Below are 20361 nucleotides of genomic sequence, written 5' to 3' on the forward strand. Positions count from 1 at the left end.
GGAGGGTCAGTTCATAAATCCTTGTCTGACACACTGCAATCGCTGGCAAGCCAGCTCCCACAGGTTTTGCATCGCGTTAGCGGCGTTTATCCAGCGAGTACACAAACGGCGCGACAATTTCGATCGAGCCATTGTTCAGCATGTCGGCCGGTGGCTTGGGCAGCGGTTGTGCGCGGCGGATCATTTCCAGGGTGGCCCGGTCCAGATCGGCGTTGCCCGAGCGGCCCACCAGTTCGAACGACAACACATTGCCTTCAGCGTCGACGACGAAACGCAGACGGTTCAAGCCTTCCTTGCCGCGAGCCTGCGCACTGGCCGGATACTTCTTGTACTTGCCCAAGTGCGCGAGCAGGGTGTTTTGCCAGCTGGCCTTGGCGGCCATTTGTGCGGGCGACGGTCCCGGTGCCGGCTGGGCGGATTTCTCCGTCGGGGCCTGGGTCGGCTGCGTCTCCGCCGGTTTTTCCTCGGAAGGTTTTTCCTTCACCGGCTCCGGTTTTTTCTCCACCGGTTTGGGCGGCTGCGGTTTCGGCTTTGGCTTGGGTTTGGGCTTCGGTACGGCAATCTCGGGCTTGGGTGCTTCAGCCAGTTTCGGAATCGGCAACTCTTCGACCGGAGCCGGTGGCTGCGGCGGTGTGACGACTTTCGGCGGAGCAGGCGGTGGCGGGGTCGGAACCGGTGCCAGCTCAACCATCATTGCCTGCGGCGGCAGTTCGATGGGCGGGCGGGCGGTCCAGTTCAGCGCCAGCGCGATGGCCAGCGCGTGAACGCCCAGCACCACGGCCAGGCTACCGCTGTAACGCGTCAGCTTATGGCGCGTCGTGATCATTTCTTGGCTGCGCTCTCAAGTCCTACCAGACCGACCTTCAGGTAACCGGCCGAACGCAATTTATCCATCACGCTCATCAGGTCGCCGTAGTCCACACCCTTGTCGGCCTGGAAAAAGATGGTGGTGTCTTTCTTGCCCTGGGTCTTGGCGTCGAGCACGGCGCCAAGGGTATCGGCGTTGACTTCGTCGTCGCCGATGTACAGGCGCTGATCGGCTTTTACGCTGAGGAACACCGGTTTCTCCGGGCGCGGCGCCGGTTTGGCGGTCGAGGCTGGCAGGTCGACTTTGATGTCCACGGTCGCCAGCGGCGCGGCCACCATGAAGATGATCAACAGCACCAGCATCACGTCGATGAACGGCGTGACGTTGATTTCGTGGTTCTCGGCCAGATCGTCGTCTGCGCCTTCTTTCAAATGCAGGCCCATGGCCGATTACCCCACTTTGACCATGTGCGGCTGCGAGCTGCGCTCAGGCTGGTGGTCGAGATCGCGGCTGACCAGCAACAGGACCTGCGCCGAAGCGTCGGACACCTGCGCCTTGTAGCCGGCGATGGAGCGGGCGAACACGTTGTAGATCACCACTGCAGGAATCGCAGCAACCAGACCCAGCGCGGTAGCCAGCAGCGCTTCGGCGATGCCCGGCGCCACGACGGCGAGGTTGGTGGTCTGGGTCTTGGCGATGCCGATGAAGCTGTTCATGATGCCCCACACGGTACCGAACAGGCCGACGAACGGCGCGGTGGAGCCGATAGTGGCGAGGACGCCGGTGCCGCTGCTCATGTTACGGCCACAGGCTGCGACGAGGCGCTCAAGACGGAAGCTGACGCGCTCCTTGATGCCTTCTTTCTCGCGGCTGTTGACCGACAGGCGCATCTCTTCGAGGGCGTCGTGCACCAGCAGGTTGGCGAGGGTGCCTTCCTTTGTCGCAGTGGCGCTGGCTTCCTTGAGGGTCGCGGCTTTTTTCAGGGCAGCGATTTCACCGCGCAGACGACGCTTGGCGCCCATCAGCTCGAAGCCTTTGGCGATCCAGATGGTCCAGGTGATGATGGAAGCGATGGCCAGACCGATCATCACGATTTTCACGATGATGTCGGCGTTCTGGTACATGCCCCATGGCGACAGGTCGTGGGCCATGCCCAAGCTGTTGTCAGGTTCGAGCACTTCAGGCGCGTCGGCCGGACTGGCATCTACCGCCTGCACCGGATCGGTGGTGGCTGGCGCGGCGGCGGCAGGTGCGTGTTGTTCGGTGGCAGCCGGGGCGGCTGGCGCCTGGGCATCGGCGAAGGCGGCGGTCGGCGCCAGCATCAGGCTGAGCAGCAGGGCCGCCACCGCGCTGAAGGCGCGAGGTCGTTTGGTTGGCGAAGCGGGGTTTTGATTACGTGTCATGCTGGCCGGACCTGAAGTAGAAAACGGTTGATGCTCTTCCAGGCCTCGTGAGGCCGAGAACAAAAGTGGGGTGCATTATTGCAAGTAATTCTTGTTAACAAAAGTAATAGAGTTTCTTTTTTTCCTTCATTGCTAGCCGTTCGTCCTTTGCGAGGGCTAATCTGTTCCTTTCGTTTGGGAGTTTTTTGATGTCCGCGCCTTCTGTTTTGATTGCCGGTTGCGGTGACGTCGGCAGTCGTCTGGCTACGCAATTGTTGGCCGCCGGCTGGGAGGTGCATGGTCTGCGCCGTGATGTTTCGCGTTTGCCGGATGGCGTCATCGGCGTGGCGGGTGACCTGTTCAAGGAAGACTGCCCGGAAAACTGGCCATTCGGGGCGGTGGATTATCTGGTGTATTGCGCGGCGGCGACCGATCACGATGAAGCCGGTTATCGCGCTGCCTACGTACAGGGTTTGCAGAATGTGCTGAGCTGGCTGAATGACTTTGGCCAGGTGCCTGAGCGACTGCTGTTCGTGTCCAGCAGCAGCGTGTACGGCCAGCAGGAAGGGGAGTGGGTCGACGAGCATTCAGCGACCGTCGCCAGCGGATACTCCGGGCGACTGATGCTCGAAGCTGAGCAAGTGGCGCTGAACAGCGGCATCCCGGCGAGCATTGTGCGCCTGACCGGCATTTACGGCCCGGGACGTGAATGGCTGTTGACCCAGGTACGTCGCGGTTATCGGGTGGCGGTCGAGCCGCCGCTGTACGGCAATCGCATTCATGTTGATGACGCGGCGGGGCTGATGGCGTTTCTGCTGCAGGCAGCTCATCAGGGCGCGCCGTTGCAGGATGTTTATATCGGTGTGGACGATGCGCCGGCACCGCTGGCCGAAGTGGTCGCCTGGTTGCGCGAGTATCTGGGTGTCACCGATTGGGCGGAAGACGCCAGCGTACGCCGCACCGGCAGCAAGCGCTGCAGCAATGCCCGGGCGAAGGCACTGGGCTGGACGCCGACGTATCCGAGTTACCGTGAAGGCTATGCGGCGATTCTTGAAGGTAAGTGCTGACTTTCTAACGCCACAAACCACTGTGGGAGCGGGCTTGCTCGCGAAGAGGGTGTGTCAGGCAACATGATGTCGACTGACACACCCTCTTCGCGAGCAAGCCCGCTCCCACAGGGTTATATATTGTTCTCAGGTGTGGTTATTGCTTTTCAAGCAACCACTTGCGTTCACCCGGGGTGAACTGCGGCATTTCATCCGCCAGTGCGGTATTCACTGCCTGGAAAATCTCCAGCGCCTTGCCTTTGCGGGCAAAGATCCAGTTGTTGCCCTGTCCGTTGAGTTGCAGCCACATGCTGTCGTGGTCGCTGTTCATCGAGGCGCAGTCGCCTGCCAGGCACAGGGCATAGCGGTCGGCGCCGGGCAGGCCGGAGACCTGGCCGTCGGCCTGGAACTGCACGGTGTTGCCTTCGCCGTCGCCGCTGGCGATCTTCCAGCTGCCGCCCAGATAGGCCGAATACAGCGCCCGTTCGAAGCTGGCACCGATTGGTGCGCCTTCCGGCACGGGGATTTGTGCGCGGTCGAACAACTGATCCGGCTCGTTCTCGGTGGCGGCTTGTTTCATCCGTCCGCCGTCGCGTTTCAGCTCACTGCCGGAGCTGCCATAGAAGTCGACTTTCCAGGCGCCGGACTGTTCCCCCTGCAGCCGTCCTTCAACGTTCTCGAAACCGTTGGTGTAGCGGGCCTGACCGGCCTTGGTGTTGACGTCCCACTCCAGGTTCGGGCCATAGGCCTGAAGCGCTTCGCGCAGGGGGCCGCCCTTGGCAGCAGCGTCGATCGCCACCTGGTTGATCCAGGTGCCGCTGATGTCACGGTCGGCGGGGTCGCTGGCACAGCCGCCGAGGAAAATGGCGAGCAGCGAGAGAGCAAGCGCTTTGCGCATGGTGGAATCCTTTCAAAACCTTTTCTTTACCGCAGAGCAGTCGGCGCAGCGTTTGAAGGCTGCGCCGTGCGCATTACTCGATGACCAGGATGGCATCCATTTCGACTTGCGAACCCTTCGGCAGGGCAGCAACGCCGATGGCGGCGCGCGCTGGGTACGGCTGGTCGAAGTACTTGCCCATGATCTCGTTGACCTTGGCGAAGTGGCTAAGGTCGGTGAGGAAGATGTTCAGCTTGACGATGTCCTTGAACGAACCGCCAGCGGCTTCAGCCACGGCTTTGAGGTTCTCGAACACCTGGACGGTCTGGGCTTCGAAGCCTTCAACCAGTTCCATGGTCTTTGGGTCCAGAGGAATCTGGCCCGACATGTAGACGGTGTTGCCGGCCTTGATCGCCTGGGAATAGGTACCGATGGCGGCTGGGGCCTTGTCGCTGGTGATAACGGTCTTGGTCATGTATGACTCCTTGTTAGGTGTGAATTAGGCACGCATGCGGGTGATGCGGATGACCCCGGTCAGGGCGCGCAGTTTCTTGATCACGCGGGCCAGGTGCACACGGTCGTGGACGCTGACCACCAGTTGGACGACGCTGATGCGGCCATCGCGCTCGTCCATGCTGATTTTCTCGATATTGCCGTCGGCCGCGTTGACGCTGCTGGCCAGCAGGGCGATCAGGCCGCGCTGGTGTTCCAGCTCGACGCGCAGCTCGACGTTGAATTCGCCGGTGACATCCTTGGCCCACGAGAGCTGGATGCATTTTTCCGGGTTGTGCCGGATTTCGCTGATGTTGCGGCAGTTGTCCAGGTGCACGACCATGCCTTTGCCCGCCGACAGGTGCCCGACAATCGGGTCGCCGGGGATCGGCGTGCAGCATTTGGCGTAACTGAGCACCAGGCCTTCGGTACCGCGAATCGCCAACGGGCCTTCCGGGCTCGGAAGCTGTTCGCCTTCGCCAAGCAGGCGGCGCGCCACGACATAGGCCATGCGGTTGCCCAGACCAATGTCTTCGAGCAAATCTTCAATCAGTTCGAGGCGGTATTCGGTGAGCATCGCCTTGACGCGCTCGGCCGGGATCTTCTCCAGTGAGCTGTCGAAACCGTTGAGCACCTTGTTCAGCAGGCGTTCGCCGAGGCTGATGGATTCGGAACGACGTTGCAGTTTCAGCGCATGGCGGATGTGCGTACGGGCCTTGCCGGTGACCACGAAGTTGAGCCACGCCGGGTTCGGCCGCGCGCCCGGTGCGCTGACGATCTCGACCGTGGAGCCGCTTTGCAGCGGTTCGGACAGCGGTGCGAGACGGCGGTTGATCCGGCAGGCGATGCAGCTGTTGCCGACGTCGGTGTGCACCGCATAGGCAAAGTCGACCGCCGTGGAGCCTTTGGGCAGCTCCATGATCCGGCCTTTGGGCGTGAACACGTAGACCTCGTCCGGGAACAGGTCAATCTTCACACTCTCGATGAATTCCAGCGAGTTGCCGGCACGTTGCTGCATTTCCAGCACACCTTTGACCCATTGGCGGGCGCGGGCATGGGTGCCTTTCGGCTGCTCGTCACCGCTGGATTTGTACAGCCAGTGTGCGGCAATGCCGTTGTTGGCCATTTCTTCCATTTCGCGGGTGCGGATCTGGATCTCGATCGGTACGCCGTGCATGCCAAACAGCGTGGTGTGCAGCGACTGATAGCCGTTGGCCTTGGGAATCGCGATGTAATCCTTGAAGCGTCCCGGCAACGGTTTGTACAAATTATGCACAGCACCCAGCACGCGGTAGCAGGTATCGACCTTGTCGACGATGATCCGGAACGCATAGACGTCCATGATCTCGTTGAAGGCCCGACGCTTGCCGCGCATTTTCTTGTAGATGCCGTAGAGGTGTTTCTGGCGACCGCTGACTTCGCCCTGGATGCCGTCGATCGCGAGGCAATGGCCGAGGGACTCTTCGATCTTGTTGACGATTTCCTTGCGGTTGCCCCGGGCGCGCTTGACTGCCTGGTAGATCCGCGCCGAACGCATCGGGTGCATCGCCTTGAAGCCGAGGTCTTCGAATTCGATACGAATGGCGTGCATGCCCAGCCGGTTGGCGATGGGCGCGTAGATTTCGAGGGTTTCCTTGGCGATCCGGCGGCGTTTTTCCCCGGACAGTACTTCCAGCGTGCGCATGTTGTGCAGGCGGTCGGCAAGCTTGACCAGGATCACGCGAATGTCGCGGGCCATGGCCATGGCCATTTTCTGGAAGTTTTCGGCCTGGGCTTCGGCCTTGGTCTCGAAGTTCATCTGGGTCAGTTTGCTGACCCCGTCGACCAGTTCGGCCACGGTTTCACCGAACTGCGCTTGCAGCGCTTCTTTGGCGATACCGGTGTCTTCGATCACGTCATGCAGCATCGCGGCCATCAGGCTCTGATGGTCCATGTGCATGTCGGCAAGAATATTCGCCACCGCAAGAGGATGCGTGACGTACGCCTCGCCACTGCGACGGCGCTGACCGTCATGGGCTTGTTCGGCGTAGAAATACGCTCGGCGGACCAGGTTGACCTGGTCGTTGCCGAGGTAGGTCGATAAGCGATCGGCGAGGGCGTCTATGCTCGGCATGATGACTCCTGCCGTAGGCTGTGTTCCCGCGCCGTGCTACGTCGACCAGGCATAGGCTTAGACGGCCTCGTTGGACTCGTCCTCGAACGCAGCGAAGACCGGGTCTTCGTGGACGATTTCCTGCTCGGCGATGAACTCGTAGCTCATCAGGCCTTCTGCGATTTCACGCAGGGCGACAACGGTCGGCTTGTCGTTTTCCCACTGGACCAGTGGCTCTTTGCCGCCGGTGGCCAGTTGACGGGCACGCTTGGTAGAGAGCATGACCAGCTCAAAGCGGTTTTCCACGTGTTCTAGGCAGTCTTCAACGGTTACGCGGGCCATGGTATTCCTCGGAGCGAATGCAATATGCGCGCTGCCCGGTTGGGCGAGCGGACTGAGCAGTTTAAAAAATCACCAGCGATTAGGGAAGCGCTGATTTTTTGACCAGACCCTTCAACGCGCTGCAAGCACCAATGTAAAGCGCTTGCAGCGGTTTTGGGAAGTGCTGATTAACCGAGCAGTTCGGCCAGTAATTTGCCGAAACGTACCTGCTGGCGTTTCTGTTGCAGCTGATTGGCGCGGAAAATCGCCTTCAGATCGTCCAGTGCATGGGCGAAATCGTCGTTGATGATCAGATAGTCGTACTCGACATAGTGGCTCATCTCGCTGACGGCTTCGCGCATCCGGCCATCAATGATCTCGTCACTGTCCTGGCCACGGTTGGTCAGGCGCTGGTGCAAGGCCTGCAGCGACGGCGGCAGGATGAAGATCGAGCGTGCCTGCGGCATCAGCTTGCGCACTTGCTCGGCGCCTTGCCAGTCGATTTCCAGAATCAGGTCGTGACCTTCGTCCAGCGTCTGCTGTAGGCGGCTTTGCGAGGTGCCGTAGAAGTTGCCGAAGACTTCGGCGCGTTCGAGGAAATCGCCGTGCTCGCCCATCTTCACGAACTCTTCGCGGGTCACGAAGTGATAGTTCACGCCGTCCACTTCACCCGGACGCATGGCGCGGGTGGTGTGGGAGATCGAGACGCGGATCTCCGGATTTGCATCGGTCAAAGCCTTGACCAGGCTGCTTTTGCCTGCGCCCGATGGCGCGGAAATGATGTACAGGGTGCCGGTGCTGTGGGTCATGTCTGTTGCCTTACTCAATATTCTGCACTTGTTCGCGCATCTGCTCGATCAACACCTTGAGGTTGACGGCAGCCTGGGTGCTGCGCGGGTCGAAGGCCTTGGAGCCCAGTGTGTTGGCTTCGCGGTTGAGCTCCTGCATCAGGAAGTCCAGGCGCCGACCGGCGGCACCGCCGGACTTGAGTACCCGGCGAACTTCGATGATGTGGGTGCTCAGGCGATCCAGCTCTTCGGCCACATCGCTCTTTTGCGCGAGCATGACCATTTCCTGTTCCAGGCGCTGCGGGTCCAGTTCGGCCTTCATGTCGTTGAAGCGGTCGAGGACTTTCTGACGCTGGGTCGCGAGCATCTGCGGCACCAGTTCACGCAAGGTCACGACGTCCTCTTCAATGGAAGTCAGGCGCTCGTTGATCAGGCGTGCCAACTCCGCGCCTTCGCGCTCGCGGCCGGCCTTGAGTTCCTTGAGACCTTGATTGAACAGCGCCAGCGCATCGGCGTTCAGCGCCTGTGGATCAGTGGCGTCGGCCACCAGCACGCCGGGCCAGGCCAGCACTTCCAGCGGGTTGAGTGCTGCCGGGTTCTTGATCAGGCCGGCAACGGTTTCGGCGGCGGCGACCAGTTGCGCGGCGCGCTCGCGGTCGACCTGCAACGGCTTGCCGGTGCTTTCTTCGGTGAAGCGCAGGGTGCATTCCAGTTTGCCCCGCGACAGGCCCTGACGCAGGGCTTCACGTACCGCGCCCTCGAGGTCGCGGAACGACTCCGGCAGGCGCAGGTGCGGTTCCAGATAGCGGCTGTTGACCGAGCGCAGCTCCCAGCTCAGGGTGCACTGGACGCCGGCTTTCTCGACGCGGGCGAAGGCGGTCATGCTGTGCACCATGGCGGTGACCTCGCAATGCAGATCGGCGCAGAAGGGATGTTCCGCAGGCTCGATATCAATGAATTTAAGCCGACTGGCAGCAAAGGCGCAGGATTGTAGCGCAGTGCGGCGGATGCGCCCAAACACACGGTGTGACAAAGGGCTGCAGGCCGTCGGTTATGCGCGTTTCAGGGCCCTGGGTCGACGGCCGGAATTTTTAACCCGTGCCCAGGCGCGGTGCAGCGCTCTATAATGCTCGGCAGTTTTCCGTCCCCAGTACAGGTATTCCCTATGAAACGTCCAAGTGGTCGCGCTGCCGATCAGCTTCGCTCGATCCGCATTACCCGCAACTACACCAAACACGCCGAGGGATCCGTACTGGTCGAATTCGGTGATACCAAGGTCATCTGCACCGTCAGCGTCGAAAACGGCGTGCCGCGTTTCCTCAAAGGCCAGGGCCAGGGCTGGTTGACCGCCGAGTACGGCATGCTGCCGCGCGCCACTGGCGAGCGTAACCAGCGTGAAGCGAGCCGTGGCAAGCAGGGCGGCCGCACCCTGGAAATCCAGCGCCTGATCGGCCGTTCGCTACGCGCTGCGCTGGACATGTCCAAGCTGGGCGATGTGACCCTGTACGTCGACTGCGACGTGATCCAGGCTGACGGCGGCACCCGCACCGCCTCCATCACTGGCGCCATGGTGGCCCTGGTTGATGCACTGAAAGTGATCAAGAAGCGCGGCGGCCTGAAAGGCGGCGACCCGCTCAAGCAAATGATCGGCGCGGTGTCGGTCGGCATGTATCAGGGCGAGCCAGTGCTGGATCTGGACTATCTTGAAGATTCCGCCGCCGAGACCGACCTCAACGTGGTGATGACCAGCACCGGTGGCTTCATCGAAGTCCAGGGCACCGCCGAAGGCGCGCCGTTCCAGCCTGAAGATCTGAACGCCATGCTGGAACTGGCGAAGAAAGGCATGAACGAAATCTTCGAACTGCAAAAGGCTGCACTGGCCGACTGAGCAGGTTCGCAACCCGCAAGGAGGACGTGATGAGTGATGAGCAAGAGTTGCTGCCCAAGCCGAGCCAGGATGTTCGCCAATGGGCGATGTTTTGTCACTTGTCCGCCTTGCTGGGGATCTGGATTCCGTTCGGCAACCTGATCGGACCGCTGATCCTGTGGCAGATGAAGCGCGAAACCGATCCGTTCATTGACGCTCAGGGCAAGGAAGCGCTGAATTTTCAGATCACCGTGGCGATTGCCGCCGCGATCTGTCTGCTGCTGATGGTGTTGATCATCGGCTTCTTCTTGCTGGGCCTGCTGGCCATCGGGGCGCTGGTGTTGACGATCATTGCCGGGGTGAAGGCGAACGAAGGCTTTCCCTACCGTTATCCATTCACTTGGCGACTGATCAAATAATAATCAGCGACTATTTCCCCTTGTGGGAGCGGGCTTGCTCGCGAATGCGGTGGGTCATTCAGCATTGATGTCGACTGACACGACGCCTTCGCGAGCAAGCCCGCTCCCCCATTTGAAAAGCATTTGCCCACAAAAAAGCCGACAGCAATGTCGGCTTTTTTGCATCCACGAATCGACGCTTAAATGGTCAGCGTCCAGTCGTAGTCAACGATCAGCGGCGCGTGCTGCGAGAACCGTGGCTGACGTGGCAGGCGTGCGCTGCGTACGAAACGGCGCAAGCCCGGGGTCAGCAGCTGGTAGTCGAAGCGCCAGCCCAGATTCAGCATCTCGGCCTGCTCGTTGTCCGGCCACCAGCTGTATTGGTCGCCTTCGCGGCTGACTTCGCGCAGGGCATCGACATAGCCCATGTTGCCGACAATCTCGTCCATCCAGGCGCGTTCTGGCGCCAGGAAGCCCGGGGATTGCTGGCTGTCGCGCCAGTTCTTGATGTCGAGCTTCTGCTGCGCAACGTACAGCGAGCCACAATAAATGTACTCGCGACGTTTACGCCGCTGCTTGTCCAGGTACTTGCCGAAGTCGTCCATGAGCTTGAACTTCTGGTTCAAGTCCTCATCGCCGTTCATCCCCGAAGGGAGCAGCAAGGTGGCAATACTGACTTTGTCGAAATCTGCTTGCAGGTAGCGCCCGTAGCGGTCGGCCGTCTCGAAACCGAGACCGCTGATGACAGCCTTCGGTTGCAACCGCGAATACAAAGCCACGCCACCTTGGGCAGGGACTTCAGCATCGCAGGCATAAAGGAAGTAGCCATCCAGTTGGAAGGCTGGGTCATCCAGTTCAAAGGCGGAGGCACGGGTGTCCTGCAGGCAGATGACGTCGGCATTCTGTGCTTGCAGCCAACTGAGCAAACCACGCTCGACTGCAGCCTGAATACCATTGACGTTCACACTGATGATCCGCATAAATGGCCCCAAAAATCGCGTGCGTGTATGATACACGGCGTCAAGCTAATTAGCTAAATCCGTGGTATTTGGGGTTTTTTTCATGCAAGCGTATCAGCGCGATTTCATTCGTTTTGCCATCGATCGCGGCGTTTTGCGCTTCGGTGAGTTCACCCTGAAGTCCGGGCGCACCAGTCCTTACTTCTTCAATGCCGGCCTGTTCAACTCGGGTTCGGCCCTGGCGCAGCTGGGGCGTTTCTACGCGGCAGCCATCGCCGAAAGCGGCATTCCTTTCGACGTATTGTTTGGCCCGGCCTACAAAGGCATCCCGCTGGCAGCCACCACCGCTGTCGCGTTGGCCGAACACCACAACCGTGACCTGCCATGGTGCTTCAACCGCAAGGAAGCCAAGGCCCACGGCGAAGGCGGCAGCCTGGTCGGCGCGCCGCTGACCGGCGACGTGCTGATCATCGACGACGTGATCACCGCCGGCACCGCGATCCGCGAAGTGATGCAGATCATCGCTTCGCAGGACGGCGCCAAGGCCGCCGGCGTGCTGATCGCCTTGAACCGTCAGGAGCGTGGCAACGGCGAATTGTCAGCGATCCAGGAAGTCGAGCGTGACTTCGGTATTCCGGTGATCAGCATCGTTTCGCTGAACCAGGTGCTGGAATTCCTCGCCGACGACCCGCAGCTCAAGCAGCATTTGCCAGCCGTGGAAGCGTATCGCGCCCAGTTCGGCGTCTGACGCGCTGCCCTTGTAGGAACTGCCGAAGGCTGCGATCTTTTGATCTTGTTTTTTGAAAGCAAAACATCAAAAGATCGCAGCCTGCGGCAGCTCCTACAGGGATTGCAGGCAAAAAAAGACCCCGTTCAGCCAGGCTGAACGGGGTCTTTTTGTTTACGTCATTGCTTACGGACGCTTGCGATTGCTGATCAGCGTGCCCACACCGGTGTCGGTGAAGATTTCCAGCAGGATCGCGTTCGGTACGCGGCCGTCGATGATCAGCGAGCTGCCAACACCGCCCTGAACCGCTTCCAGTGCGCAGCGGATCTTCGGCAGCATGCCGCCGTAGATGGTGCCGTCGGCGATCAGGTCGTCGACCTGCTGGGTGCTCAGGCCGGTCAACACGGTGCCGGACTTGTCCATCAGGCCGGCGATGTTGGTCAGCAGCATCAGCTTCTCGGCTTTCAGCGCTTCGGCGACTTTACCGGCCACCAGGTCGGCGTTGATGTTGTACGACTCGCCGTTCTCACCCACGCCGATCGGCGCGATCACCGGGATGAAGTTGCCTTTGACCAGCAGGTTCAGCAACTCGGTGTTGATTCCGACCACTTCACCGACCTGACCGATGTCGATGATTTCCGGCTGGGTCATCTCCGGGGTCTGGCGGGTGACGGTCAGTTTCTTCGCCCGAATCAGCCCGGCGTCTTTACCGGTCAGGCCGATGGCGCTGCCGCCGTGACGGTTGATCAGGTTGACGATGCTTTTGTTGACCTGACCGCCGAGGACCATTTCCACCACGTCCATGGTCGCGGCGTCGGTGACGCGCATGCCATCGACGAAGTGGCTTTCGATCGACAGGCGCTTGAGCAGATCACCGATCTGCGGGCCGCCGCCGTGAACCACCACCGGGTTGATGCCCACGGCTTTCATCAAGACGATGTCGCGGGCGAAGCCGGTTTTCAGCTCCTCGCTTTCCATCGCGTTGCCGCCGTATTTGATCACCAGGGTCTTGCCGACATAACGTCGGATGTAAGGCAACGCTTCGGACAGGACCTGGGCGGTGTGGGCGGCGGCTTCGCGTTCGAGGGTCATTCAGGGCTCCGGGTGAATCAGAACGGTAGTTGGAGATCAGGTGCAACGCGTTTCAGTTGGGCGTGGAACACGTCCTTGATGCGCTGCAATTCAGCCTCGTCATCGGCCTCGAAGCGCAGCACCAGCACCGGAGTGGTGTTGGAGGCGCGTACCAGGCCCCAGCCTTTGGCGTAATCGACTCGCACGCCGTCGATGGTGGTCAGGTCGGCGCCTGCGCCCCACTGTGCGTCGTGCAATGCATCAATGATGCTGAATTTGCTCTCTTCGGTCACATGGATATTGATTTCCGGCGTAGAAATATCGTTCGGGAAGGTCGCAAACAGCTCTTCGGCGGTGGATTTTTCCTTGCTGAGGATCTCCAGCAGCCGTGCGGCGCTGTAGATGCCGTCGTCGAAACCGAACCAGCGCTCCTTGAAGAAGATGTGGCCGCTCATCTCACCGGCCAATAGAGCACCGGATTGTTTCATTTTCTTTTTGATCAACGAGTGACCGGTCTTCCACATTAGCGGGCGACCGCCGTATTCCTTGATCAGCGGCACCAGGCGGCGGGTGCATTTGACGTCGAAGATGATTTCCGCGTCCGGATTGCGCGCCACCACGTCGCGGGCGAACAGCATCAGCAGGCGATCCGGGTAGACGATGCTGCCGGTGTTGGTCACCACGCCGACACGGTCGCCGTCACCGTCGAAGGCCAGGCCAAGGTCGGCGTTGGTTTCCTTGACCTTGGCGATCAGGTCGACGAGGTTCTCGGGCTTGCCCGGATCCGGGTGGTGGTTGGGGAAGTTGCCGTCGACTTCGCAGAACAGCGGGATGACTTCGCAGTTCAGCGCTTCGATCAGTTGCGGGGCAATCACGCCGGCCGCGCCGTTGCCGCAGTCGACCACGACTTTCAGACGTCGGGCCAGTTTGACGTCCTGGACGATTTCGGTGGTGTAGCGGTCGAGGATTTCGACCTGGGTCACGCTGCCCTGACCGCTGGTCAGGTCATTGGTCTTGATGCGCTCGTCCAGCACCTGGATCTGCTCGTTGGCGAGGGTGTCGCCGGCGATCACGATCTTGAAGCCGTTGTAGTTCGACGGGTTATGGCTGCCGGTGAGCATCACCCCAGACTTGCCGGCCAATACGTTGGCCGCGTAATACAGCGCAGGCGTCGGGACCAGGCCGACGTCGCTGACGTGGCAGCCGCTCTCGGCGATACCGCGGATCAGTTCTGCAACCAGCTCCGGGCCGGACAGGCGACCGTCGCGACCGACGGAAACATTCGGTTCACCTTGGGCCAGGCTCTGCGAGCCGATGGCGCGGCCGATCCAGTAGGCGGTTTCGGCATTGAGGAATTCCGGCACAGTGCCGCGAATGTCATAGGCGCGGAAGATGCTGTCAGGAAGCTTCGGGGCGATCTTGGCGGGGGTGCTCATCTGCACAAATGCTCCATCTCGAAAGTGGCGGGACACACCGACGATTCACTCGGCGGCAGGCTCAAACTGAAGGGTATGACGGCGTTTTCCACAGAGAGTTCGTGGTGTGAAAGGGCCATGACGCCTCGGCTGGCGTGGCTTGTGGCCGGCAAAACCTTGATTTTCGGTGCTAAAACCTGCTGCCGAAAAAGCACAAATTTTGTGGTGAGGGGATTTATCCCCGATTGCTGCGCAGCAGATCCAAAAGCCTTGGGGCCGCTTCGCGGCCCATCGGGATAAATCCCCTCGCCACAATAATATTTCAGGGTTATTTAGTGCCGGTATGGCCAAATCCGCCCGCGCCGCGTTCGGTTTCGACGAACTCTTCAACCATTTCGAAATGCGCCTGCACCACCGGCACCAACACCAGCTGCGCCAGACGCTCGCCGACGGTCATGGTGAAGTCGTTCTGGCCACGGTTCCAGCAGGACACCATCAAAGGGCCCTGATAATCCGAGTCGATCAGGCCGACGAGGTTGCCGAGCACGATGCCGTGCTTATGGCCCATGCCCGAGCGCGGCAGGATCAGCGCGGCGAGGTTCGGGTCGCCGATGTACACCGACAGACCGGTAGGGATCAGCACGGTTTCACCCGGCTTGATCACGATGTCCTGTTCCAGCATGGCGCGCAGGTCGAGGCCGGCGGAGCCCGGGGTGGCGTATTGCGGCAGCGGGAATTCGCTACCGATGCGTGGGTCGAGGATCTTGGCTTGCAAAGCGTGCATGTAAATTAAACCTGGTTCAGACGTTCGGCGATAAAAGTGACCAGTTGGCGAGCGATCTTGCTCTTGCTGGTCTGGGCGAAAACAGTGGCATGAAGCTCACGGTCGATCACGCTGCAGGCGTTTTCTTCGCTGTTGAAACCGATGCTCGGGTTGGCGACGTCGTTGGCGACGATCAGGTCGAGATTCTTGTCTTTCAGCTTGCGTGCAGCGTAGTCGAGCAGGTGTTCGGTCTCGGCGGCGAAGCCGACACTGAACGGCCGGTCGGGGCGGGTCGCGATGGTGGCCAGGATGTCCGGGTTACGCACCATTTGCAGGACGAAGCCGTCGCCGCTTGTAGGGTCTTTCTTGAGTTTTTGCGGGGCAACGACTTCCGGACGGTAGTCCGCCACCGCTGCCGAGGCGATGAACACATCACACGGGATGGCGGATTCGCAGGCCGCGAGCATGTCGCGGGCGCTGACCACGTCGATGCGGGTGACGCGATCCGGCGTCGGCAGGTGCACCGGGCCGCTGATCAGGGTCACACGGGCGCCGGCTTCCACCGCCGCTTCGGCGAGGGCAAAGCCCATTTTCCCGGAGCTGTGGTTGGTGATGTAGCGCACCGGGTCGATGTTTTCCTGGGTCGGGCCGGCGGTGATCACCACGTGCTTGCCGGTCAGCGCCTGACGCTGGAAGCAATCCGCCGCGCACTGCGCCAGATCGGTGGCTTCCATCATCCGGCCCATGCCGACGTCGCCGCAGGCCTGGCTGCCAGAGGCCGGGCCGAAAGTCTTCAGGCCGCGACTTTCAAGGATTTGCAGGTTGGCTTGGGTTGCCGGATCGCGCCACATCGCCTGATTCATCGCTGGCGCGACGGCCACCACGGCGTCGGTGGCCAGCACCAGGGTGGTCAGCAGATCGTTGGCGATGCCTTGGGCCAGACGCGCAATCAGGTCGGCAGTGGCTGGGGCGATCAGCACCAGATCGGCCCATTTGGCCAGTTCGATGTGGCCCATCGCCGCTTCGGCGGCCGGGTCGAGCAAGTCGAGGTGAACCGGGTGCCCGGACAGGGCCTGCATGGTCAGCGGGGTGATGAACTCGGCGCCGCCATGGGTCATGACCACGCGCACTTCAGCGCCCTGGTCGATCAGGCGACGAACCAGATCGGCGCTCTTGTAGGCCGCAATGCCGCCGCCGACGCCCAGAACGATGCGTTTCCGATACAGCCGCTGCATAGGTCTGCCTTTACATTTCGTGGGTGACATACGTGGCGAAACCCCCTCCCCAGGGTGAATTCGCCCGCAAAAAAGATGGGCTACGATATCACAGCGACCGCTATGGAACAGCGGTGCCCACAGACAAGGAAGGTGTATGAGTATTCGCGATTGGCCGGCGGCGGAACGGCCGCGGGAGAAGCTGCTTGAACAGGGCTCGGGAAGTCTTTCAGATGCCGAGTTGCTGGCGATTTTTCTTCGTACCGGAGTCACGGGAAAGAGCGCGGTGGATCTGGCGCGACACCTGCTGACGCAATTCGGCAGCCTGCGCGCATTACTGGAGGCCGATCTCGCGGCGTTCAGCGGGCAGTTGGGATTGGGGCCTGCGAAATTCGCGCAGTTGCAGGCGGTGCTGGAAATGGGGCGGCGACATCTGGCCGAGTGCATGCGTAAAAAGCCAGCACTGGAGAATCCGCAGGCAGTTCGGGACTATCTGAAATCCATGCTGCGCCATGAGCCCCACGAGGTGTTCGGCTGCCTGTTTCTTGATTCCAAGCATCAGGTTTTGACGTTCGAGGCGCTGTTTCGCGGCTCGATCGATAACACCAGCGTGCATCCTCGGGAAGTGGTGAAACGCTCATTGGCCAACAACGCGGCGGCGGTGATTCTCTGCCACAACCACCCGTCGGGGAACAGCGATCCGAGCCAGGCGGATCGACAACTGACCAAGCGCTTGCAGAAGGCTCTGGACCTGATTGATGTACGGGTGCTGGATCACTTCATCATTGGCGACGGCGAGCCGCTGTCGATGGCGGAGTGTGGCTGGATGTAGCTTTCAACAACAAACACCAACCCCTGTGGGAGCGGGCTTGCTCGCGAAGGCGATGTGTCAGTCAATAAGAGTTTGGCTGATCCGACGCCTTCGCGAGCAAGCCCGCTCCCACAGGTGAATTGTGTTGTGACGGGTTATTTCAGGTTGACCTTGGAGTAGTCCTGGCGCCCGAACGGGCTCACTGCGTAACCCTGCACATCCTTGCGCGTCAGCGCATAAGCGGTCGGGTGCGCCAGCGGCAGCCACAGCGCCTGCTGCTGAATCTGCGCCTGCGCCTGTTCGTACAGCTTGGTGCGTACGCCTTGTTCGCTGGTGGTCTTGCCGGCGCTGATCAGCTTGTCTAGGTCGGCATTGCAGTAGCGGGCGAAGTTGGTGCCGGATTTGACCGCCGCGCAGGAAAACTGCGGCGTGAGGAAGTTGTCCGGATCGCCGTTGTCGCCAGCCCAGCCCATGAACAGCAGGTCATGCTCGCCAGCCTTGGCGCGGCGAATCAGTTCGCCCCACTCGATCACGCGGATTTCCGCCTGAATGCCGATTTCCGCCAGATCCGACTGCAGCAATTGCGCGCCCAGACTCGGATTCGGGTTAAGCAGACTGCCGGACGGACGCGTCCAGATGGTGGTCTGGAAGCCGTCCTTGAGTCCGGCCTTGGCCAGCAACGCCTTGGCTTTGGCCACGTCGTGCGGATAGCCCGGCAGGTTCTTCGCGTAGCTCCAGGTGTTCGGCGGGTAAGGGCCATTGGCGGGTTCGGCGGTGTCTTCGAACACGGCTTTGACGTAGTTGGCCTTGTCGAAGGCGAGGTTGATCGCCTGGCGCACTTCCGGCTTGTCCAGCGGTGGATGCTGGCTGTTGATGCCGACGAAAGCGGTCATGAAGGCGTCAGTCTTTTCCACTTTCAGCGTCGGCTCTTCCTGCGCAGCCTTCACGTCCAGCGGTTTCGGCGACAGGGCGATCTGGCACTCGTTGCGCCGCAGCTTTTGCAGGCGCACGTTGGCGTCCGGGGTGATGGCGAAGATCAGCGGGTCGACCGCCGGCTTGCCGCCGAAATAGTCGGGGTTGGCCTTGTAGCGCACAGAGGCGTCTTTCTGGAAGCGCGTGAACACGAACGGACCGGTGCCGATCGGCTGGCTGTTGAGCTTGTCGGTGGCGTCGGCCTTGAGCAGCTTGTCGGCGTATTCGGCGGAATAGATGGAGGCGAAGCCCATGCTCAGGGTCGCGAGGAACGTCGAGTCCGGGTGGTCGAGGGTAAAGCGCACGGTCAGCGGGTCAAGCGCGTCTATCTTCTTGATCAGCGCCGGCAACTGCATGGACTGGGCGTGCGGGAAGCCGCTTTGCGCCACTTTGTGCCATGGGTTGGCTGGATCGAGCATGCGGTCGAAGCTGAATTTGACGTCTTCGGCGCTGAGGGTACGGGTCGGCTTGAAATAGTCAGTGCTGTGAAACTTCACCTGCGGGTGCAGCTTGAAGACATAAGTCAGGCCGTCGGTGCTGACTTCCCAGCTGTCGGCCAGGCTCGGCACGACTTTGCCACTGGCGGTGTCGAAGTCGACCAGGCGATTCATCAGCACATCGGCCGAGGCATTAGTGGTGGTCAGCGAGTTGTATTGCACCACGTCAAACCCTTCAGGGCTGGCCTCGGTGCACACGCTCAGGGCGGCAGCCTGGGCCAGGGGGCTCAGCAGAAGCGGGGCGAGCAACAGGGGTAGGGCAGCGAGGCGCATGGTCGGCTTCCTTTACAGATCGAAGGCCATCTGCAGGTGCAGTCTGGAAAAGGGTTACCCTAGAGGGCTGGATTGCAAATGACTATCCCCTTTTTGCATTTTTGGGGCAGCCCAGTGACGTTTTTCAGACCACGGTGCACGAGGAAAAGTCGAAAACGTCTGTTAGAGCGGTTTTCTGCGACGAGTGGTCAAAACTCGCCTCAGCCTTTATCCAAAGCGTCTGCAGGCGGAAAATGCGCCTTTTTACCGGTCGATTGCACATCCATTGTTGTTGCACTCCGGTCTTTCTGGTATAAAGCAGCGCTCTTTTCTAGGGGCCCGGTTCCTTCACTGTAGGTGTAGCCGGTAAGACCTCTAAAGAAACGCGGCGCCTGGCGCCAAATGACTGAGAGATTAAGCGGCCAACCCATGCCGGGTTGGGCATGTGGTTTTAGAGGGCTGAGGCATGTCGAGAGTATGTCAAGTTACCGGTAAGGGTCCGGTAACCGGGAATAACATTTCCCACGCAAACAACAAAACCCGTCGTCGTTTCCTGCCGAACCTGCAGCATCACCGCTTCTGGGTTGAAGAAGAGAAACGTTTTGTGCGTCTGCGCGTATCTGCCAAAGGCATGCGCATCATCGACAAGCGTGGCATCAGTGTCGTGCTCGCCGAACTTCGCCGCGATGGCAAGATTTAAGGGAGCTAATCATGCGTGAATTGATTCGTTTGATTTCGAGCGCCGGTACTGGTCACTTCTACACTACCGACAAGAACAAGCGTACTACCCCGGACAAAATCGAGATCAAGAAATATGATCCGGTTGTTCGCAAGCACGTGATCTACAAGGAAGGCAAAATCAAGTAATTGATTTTTCCCGACTTACGAAAAAGGCCCGTATCGTGAGATGCGGGCCTTTTTTGTTGCCTTGAGTTTTGTGCTGACTGTTGCGACGCTTTCGCGAGCAGGTTCGCTCTCACAATGGAATGCGGTCGAATGTGGGAGCGAGCCTGCTCGCGAAGGGGCCGGTAATATCAGCGAAAGACTCAGGCCTTCTTTTCAAAGATCACATAGATCTTGCGGCAAGCCTCCAGCACTTCCCAGGTACCACGGAAGCCGGCCGGAATCACAAAGCGGTCGCCAACACGCAAGGTCTTGGCATTGCCATCGCTGTCACGCAGCACCGAAACCCCTTGCAGGATTTCGCAGTATTCATGCTCGGTGTAGTTCACCGTCCACTGCCCGACCGCACCTTCCCACACGCCAACACCCATTTGCCCACAAGGGCTGTCGTACTGATTGAACACCGCTTGCTCTGGATCGCCCTTGAGCACTTTGGCCGGATCCGGGCGATAGCGTTCGGCTTCGCTGCTGGTCAGGCTGATATCGACGACGTTCTGGATGTTCATTGTTGTTTTCTCCCGTGATGACGGCGCGGTGGCTTGAAAGGGCCAAAGTCTATGTTTATTAAAATGAACACCGCAAGGGCGTATGGCGCGCTTATGTCAAATATATTGAAACAACCCCGGCCGCTGGTTTAGGGTGGCGGGTGCCTTGGGCCGAAAAGCAGGCTGGCCGGGCAGCATTCCTGAAGACGACCGCGAAGAAC

Annotated in this window: 22 protein-coding genes and 1 pseudogene; 7 read left to right on the forward strand and 16 right to left on the reverse strand. The window is 60.4% G+C overall.

Annotated elements, in window-relative coordinates; translation table 11 throughout:
* Positions 1 to 76: 76 nt before the first annotated feature.
* The 3 genes from H043_RS0101370 to exbB are packed head-to-tail and all read right to left on the reverse strand — an operon-like array spanning position 77 to position 2211.
* Positions 77 to 826: an energy transducer TonB gene (locus tag H043_RS0101370; protein WP_027610402.1), complete on the reverse strand. Its 750-nt coding sequence runs from the start codon at positions 824 to 826 to the stop codon at positions 77 to 79.
* Entirely contained in the window at positions 823 to 1251 is a 429-nt protein-coding gene (exbD, locus tag H043_RS0101375; RefSeq protein ID WP_007962355.1) for a TonB system transport protein ExbD, read from the reverse strand. Before exbD ends, H043_RS0101370 begins: the two co-directional genes overlap by 4 nt.
* A 6-nt stretch (positions 1252 to 1257) precedes the next feature.
* Positions 1258 to 2211: a tonB-system energizer ExbB gene (gene exbB / locus H043_RS0101380; RefSeq protein WP_027610403.1), complete on the reverse strand. Its 954-nt coding sequence runs from the start codon at positions 2209 to 2211 to the stop codon at positions 1258 to 1260.
* Between the two features lie 188 nt (positions 2212 to 2399).
* Here exbB and H043_RS0101385 point away from each other — a divergent pair, with 188 nt between their 5' ends.
* Positions 2400 to 3257: an SDR family oxidoreductase gene (locus H043_RS0101385; protein ID WP_027610404.1), complete on the forward strand. Its 858-nt coding sequence runs from the start codon at positions 2400 to 2402 to the stop codon at positions 3255 to 3257.
* Positions 3258 to 3393: 136 nt separating this feature from the next.
* Here H043_RS0101385 and H043_RS0101390 read toward each other — a convergent pair whose 3' ends face one another.
* The 6 genes from H043_RS0101390 to H043_RS0101415 form a co-directional block, all read right to left on the reverse strand.
* A complete protein-coding gene (locus H043_RS0101390; RefSeq protein ID WP_027610405.1) occupies positions 3394 to 4134 on the reverse strand; it encodes a hypothetical protein in 741 nt (246 codons plus the stop codon).
* A gap of 73 nt (positions 4135 to 4207) precedes the next feature.
* Entirely contained in the window at positions 4208 to 4588 is a 381-nt protein-coding gene (locus tag H043_RS0101395) for a RidA family protein (protein WP_003229509.1), read from the reverse strand.
* 24 nt (positions 4589 to 4612) lie between these two features.
* Positions 4613 to 6718 (reverse strand): bifunctional GTP diphosphokinase/guanosine-3',5'-bis pyrophosphate 3'-pyrophosphohydrolase, encoded by a 2106-nt coding sequence (gene spoT / locus H043_RS0101400; protein ID WP_007920338.1) that lies wholly within the window; start codon positions 6716 to 6718, stop codon positions 4613 to 4615.
* A 57-nt stretch (positions 6719 to 6775) separates the two neighbouring features.
* Positions 6776 to 7039 (reverse strand): DNA-directed RNA polymerase subunit omega, encoded by a 264-nt coding sequence (gene rpoZ / locus H043_RS0101405; protein WP_003229503.1) that lies wholly within the window; start codon positions 7037 to 7039, stop codon positions 6776 to 6778.
* A gap of 167 nt (positions 7040 to 7206) precedes the next feature.
* A complete protein-coding gene (gene gmk, locus H043_RS0101410) occupies positions 7207 to 7827 on the reverse strand; it encodes a guanylate kinase (RefSeq protein ID WP_003229498.1) in 621 nt (206 codons plus the stop codon).
* Positions 7828 to 7837: 10 nt separating this feature from the next.
* On the reverse strand, positions 7838 to 8701 hold the full coding sequence (locus tag H043_RS0101415; RefSeq protein ID WP_027610406.1) for a YicC/YloC family endoribonuclease: 864 nt from the start codon (positions 8699 to 8701) through the stop codon (positions 7838 to 7840).
* 270 nt (positions 8702 to 8971) lie between these two features.
* On the opposite strand from H043_RS0101415, the gene rph reads away from it, so the two are divergent.
* Positions 8972 to 9694: a ribonuclease PH gene (rph, locus tag H043_RS0101420; protein WP_027610407.1), complete on the forward strand. Its 723-nt coding sequence runs from the start codon at positions 8972 to 8974 to the stop codon at positions 9692 to 9694.
* Between the two features lie 29 nt (positions 9695 to 9723).
* Positions 9724 to 10092, forward strand: coding sequence for a DUF4870 domain-containing protein (locus H043_RS0101425; protein WP_027610408.1), 369 nt, complete (start codon positions 9724 to 9726; stop codon positions 10090 to 10092).
* A gap of 179 nt (positions 10093 to 10271) precedes the next feature.
* On the opposite strand, the gene H043_RS0101430 is transcribed toward H043_RS0101425, so the two are convergent.
* A complete protein-coding gene (locus H043_RS0101430) occupies positions 10272 to 11051 on the reverse strand; it encodes an exodeoxyribonuclease III (RefSeq protein ID WP_003229491.1) in 780 nt (259 codons plus the stop codon).
* A gap of 82 nt (positions 11052 to 11133) precedes the next feature.
* Here H043_RS0101430 and pyrE point away from each other — a divergent pair, with 82 nt between their 5' ends.
* A complete protein-coding gene (gene pyrE, locus H043_RS0101435; RefSeq protein ID WP_011336558.1) occupies positions 11134 to 11778 on the forward strand; it encodes an orotate phosphoribosyltransferase in 645 nt (214 codons plus the stop codon).
* Positions 11779 to 11943: 165 nt separating this feature from the next.
* On the opposite strand, the gene argB is transcribed toward pyrE, so the two are convergent.
* From argB to coaBC, 4 genes and pseudogenes are all read right to left on the reverse strand, one after another.
* Positions 11944 to 12849 (reverse strand): acetylglutamate kinase, encoded by a 906-nt coding sequence (gene argB, locus H043_RS0101440; protein ID WP_003229488.1) that lies wholly within the window; start codon positions 12847 to 12849, stop codon positions 11944 to 11946.
* A 17-nt stretch (positions 12850 to 12866) separates the two neighbouring features.
* A pseudogene (locus H043_RS0101445) lies at positions 12867 to 14264 on the reverse strand (phosphomannomutase/phosphoglucomutase); the annotation flags it as partial.
* 307 nt (positions 14265 to 14571) lie between these two features.
* Entirely contained in the window at positions 14572 to 15027 is a 456-nt protein-coding gene (gene dut, locus H043_RS0101450; RefSeq protein WP_027610410.1) for a dUTP diphosphatase, read from the reverse strand.
* 5 nt (positions 15028 to 15032) lie between these two features.
* Positions 15033 to 16241 carry a bifunctional phosphopantothenoylcysteine decarboxylase/phosphopantothenate--cysteine ligase CoaBC gene (gene coaBC / locus H043_RS0101455; protein WP_027610411.1) on the reverse strand — a complete coding sequence of 403 codons (1209 nt, stop codon included), beginning with the start codon at positions 16239 to 16241 and terminating at the stop codon, positions 15033 to 15035.
* 136 nt (positions 16242 to 16377) lie between these two features.
* On the opposite strand from coaBC, the gene radC reads away from it, so the two are divergent.
* Positions 16378 to 17052 carry a DNA repair protein RadC gene (gene radC, locus H043_RS0101460; RefSeq protein ID WP_027610412.1) on the forward strand — a complete coding sequence of 225 codons (675 nt, stop codon included), beginning with the start codon at positions 16378 to 16380 and terminating at the stop codon, positions 17050 to 17052.
* A 134-nt stretch (positions 17053 to 17186) separates the two neighbouring features.
* Here the strand turns inward: radC and H043_RS0101465 are convergent, their stop codons facing one another.
* Positions 17187 to 18773, reverse strand: coding sequence for an ABC transporter substrate-binding protein (locus H043_RS0101465; protein ID WP_027610413.1), 1587 nt, complete (start codon positions 18771 to 18773; stop codon positions 17187 to 17189).
* A gap of 445 nt (positions 18774 to 19218) precedes the next feature.
* Here H043_RS0101465 and rpmB point away from each other — a divergent pair, with 445 nt between their 5' ends.
* Complete coding sequence (gene rpmB, locus H043_RS0101470; protein ID WP_003229474.1) at positions 19219 to 19452, forward strand: 50S ribosomal protein L28; 234 nt, start codon at positions 19219 to 19221, stop codon at positions 19450 to 19452.
* A gap of 11 nt (positions 19453 to 19463) precedes the next feature.
* Positions 19464 to 19619 (forward strand): 50S ribosomal protein L33, encoded by a 156-nt coding sequence (rpmG, locus tag H043_RS0101475; RefSeq protein WP_003177274.1) that lies wholly within the window; start codon positions 19464 to 19466, stop codon positions 19617 to 19619.
* Positions 19620 to 19798: 179 nt separating this feature from the next.
* Here the strand turns inward: rpmG and H043_RS0101480 are convergent, their stop codons facing one another.
* Positions 19799 to 20161: a cupin domain-containing protein gene (locus tag H043_RS0101480; protein WP_027610414.1), complete on the reverse strand. Its 363-nt coding sequence runs from the start codon at positions 20159 to 20161 to the stop codon at positions 19799 to 19801.
* Positions 20162 to 20361: the final 200 nt, after the last annotated feature.

The sequence above is a fragment of the Pseudomonas sp. URIL14HWK12:I6 genome, from assembly GCF_000514195.1.
Lineage (GTDB): Bacteria > Pseudomonadota > Gammaproteobacteria > Pseudomonadales > Pseudomonadaceae > Aquipseudomonas > Aquipseudomonas putida_A.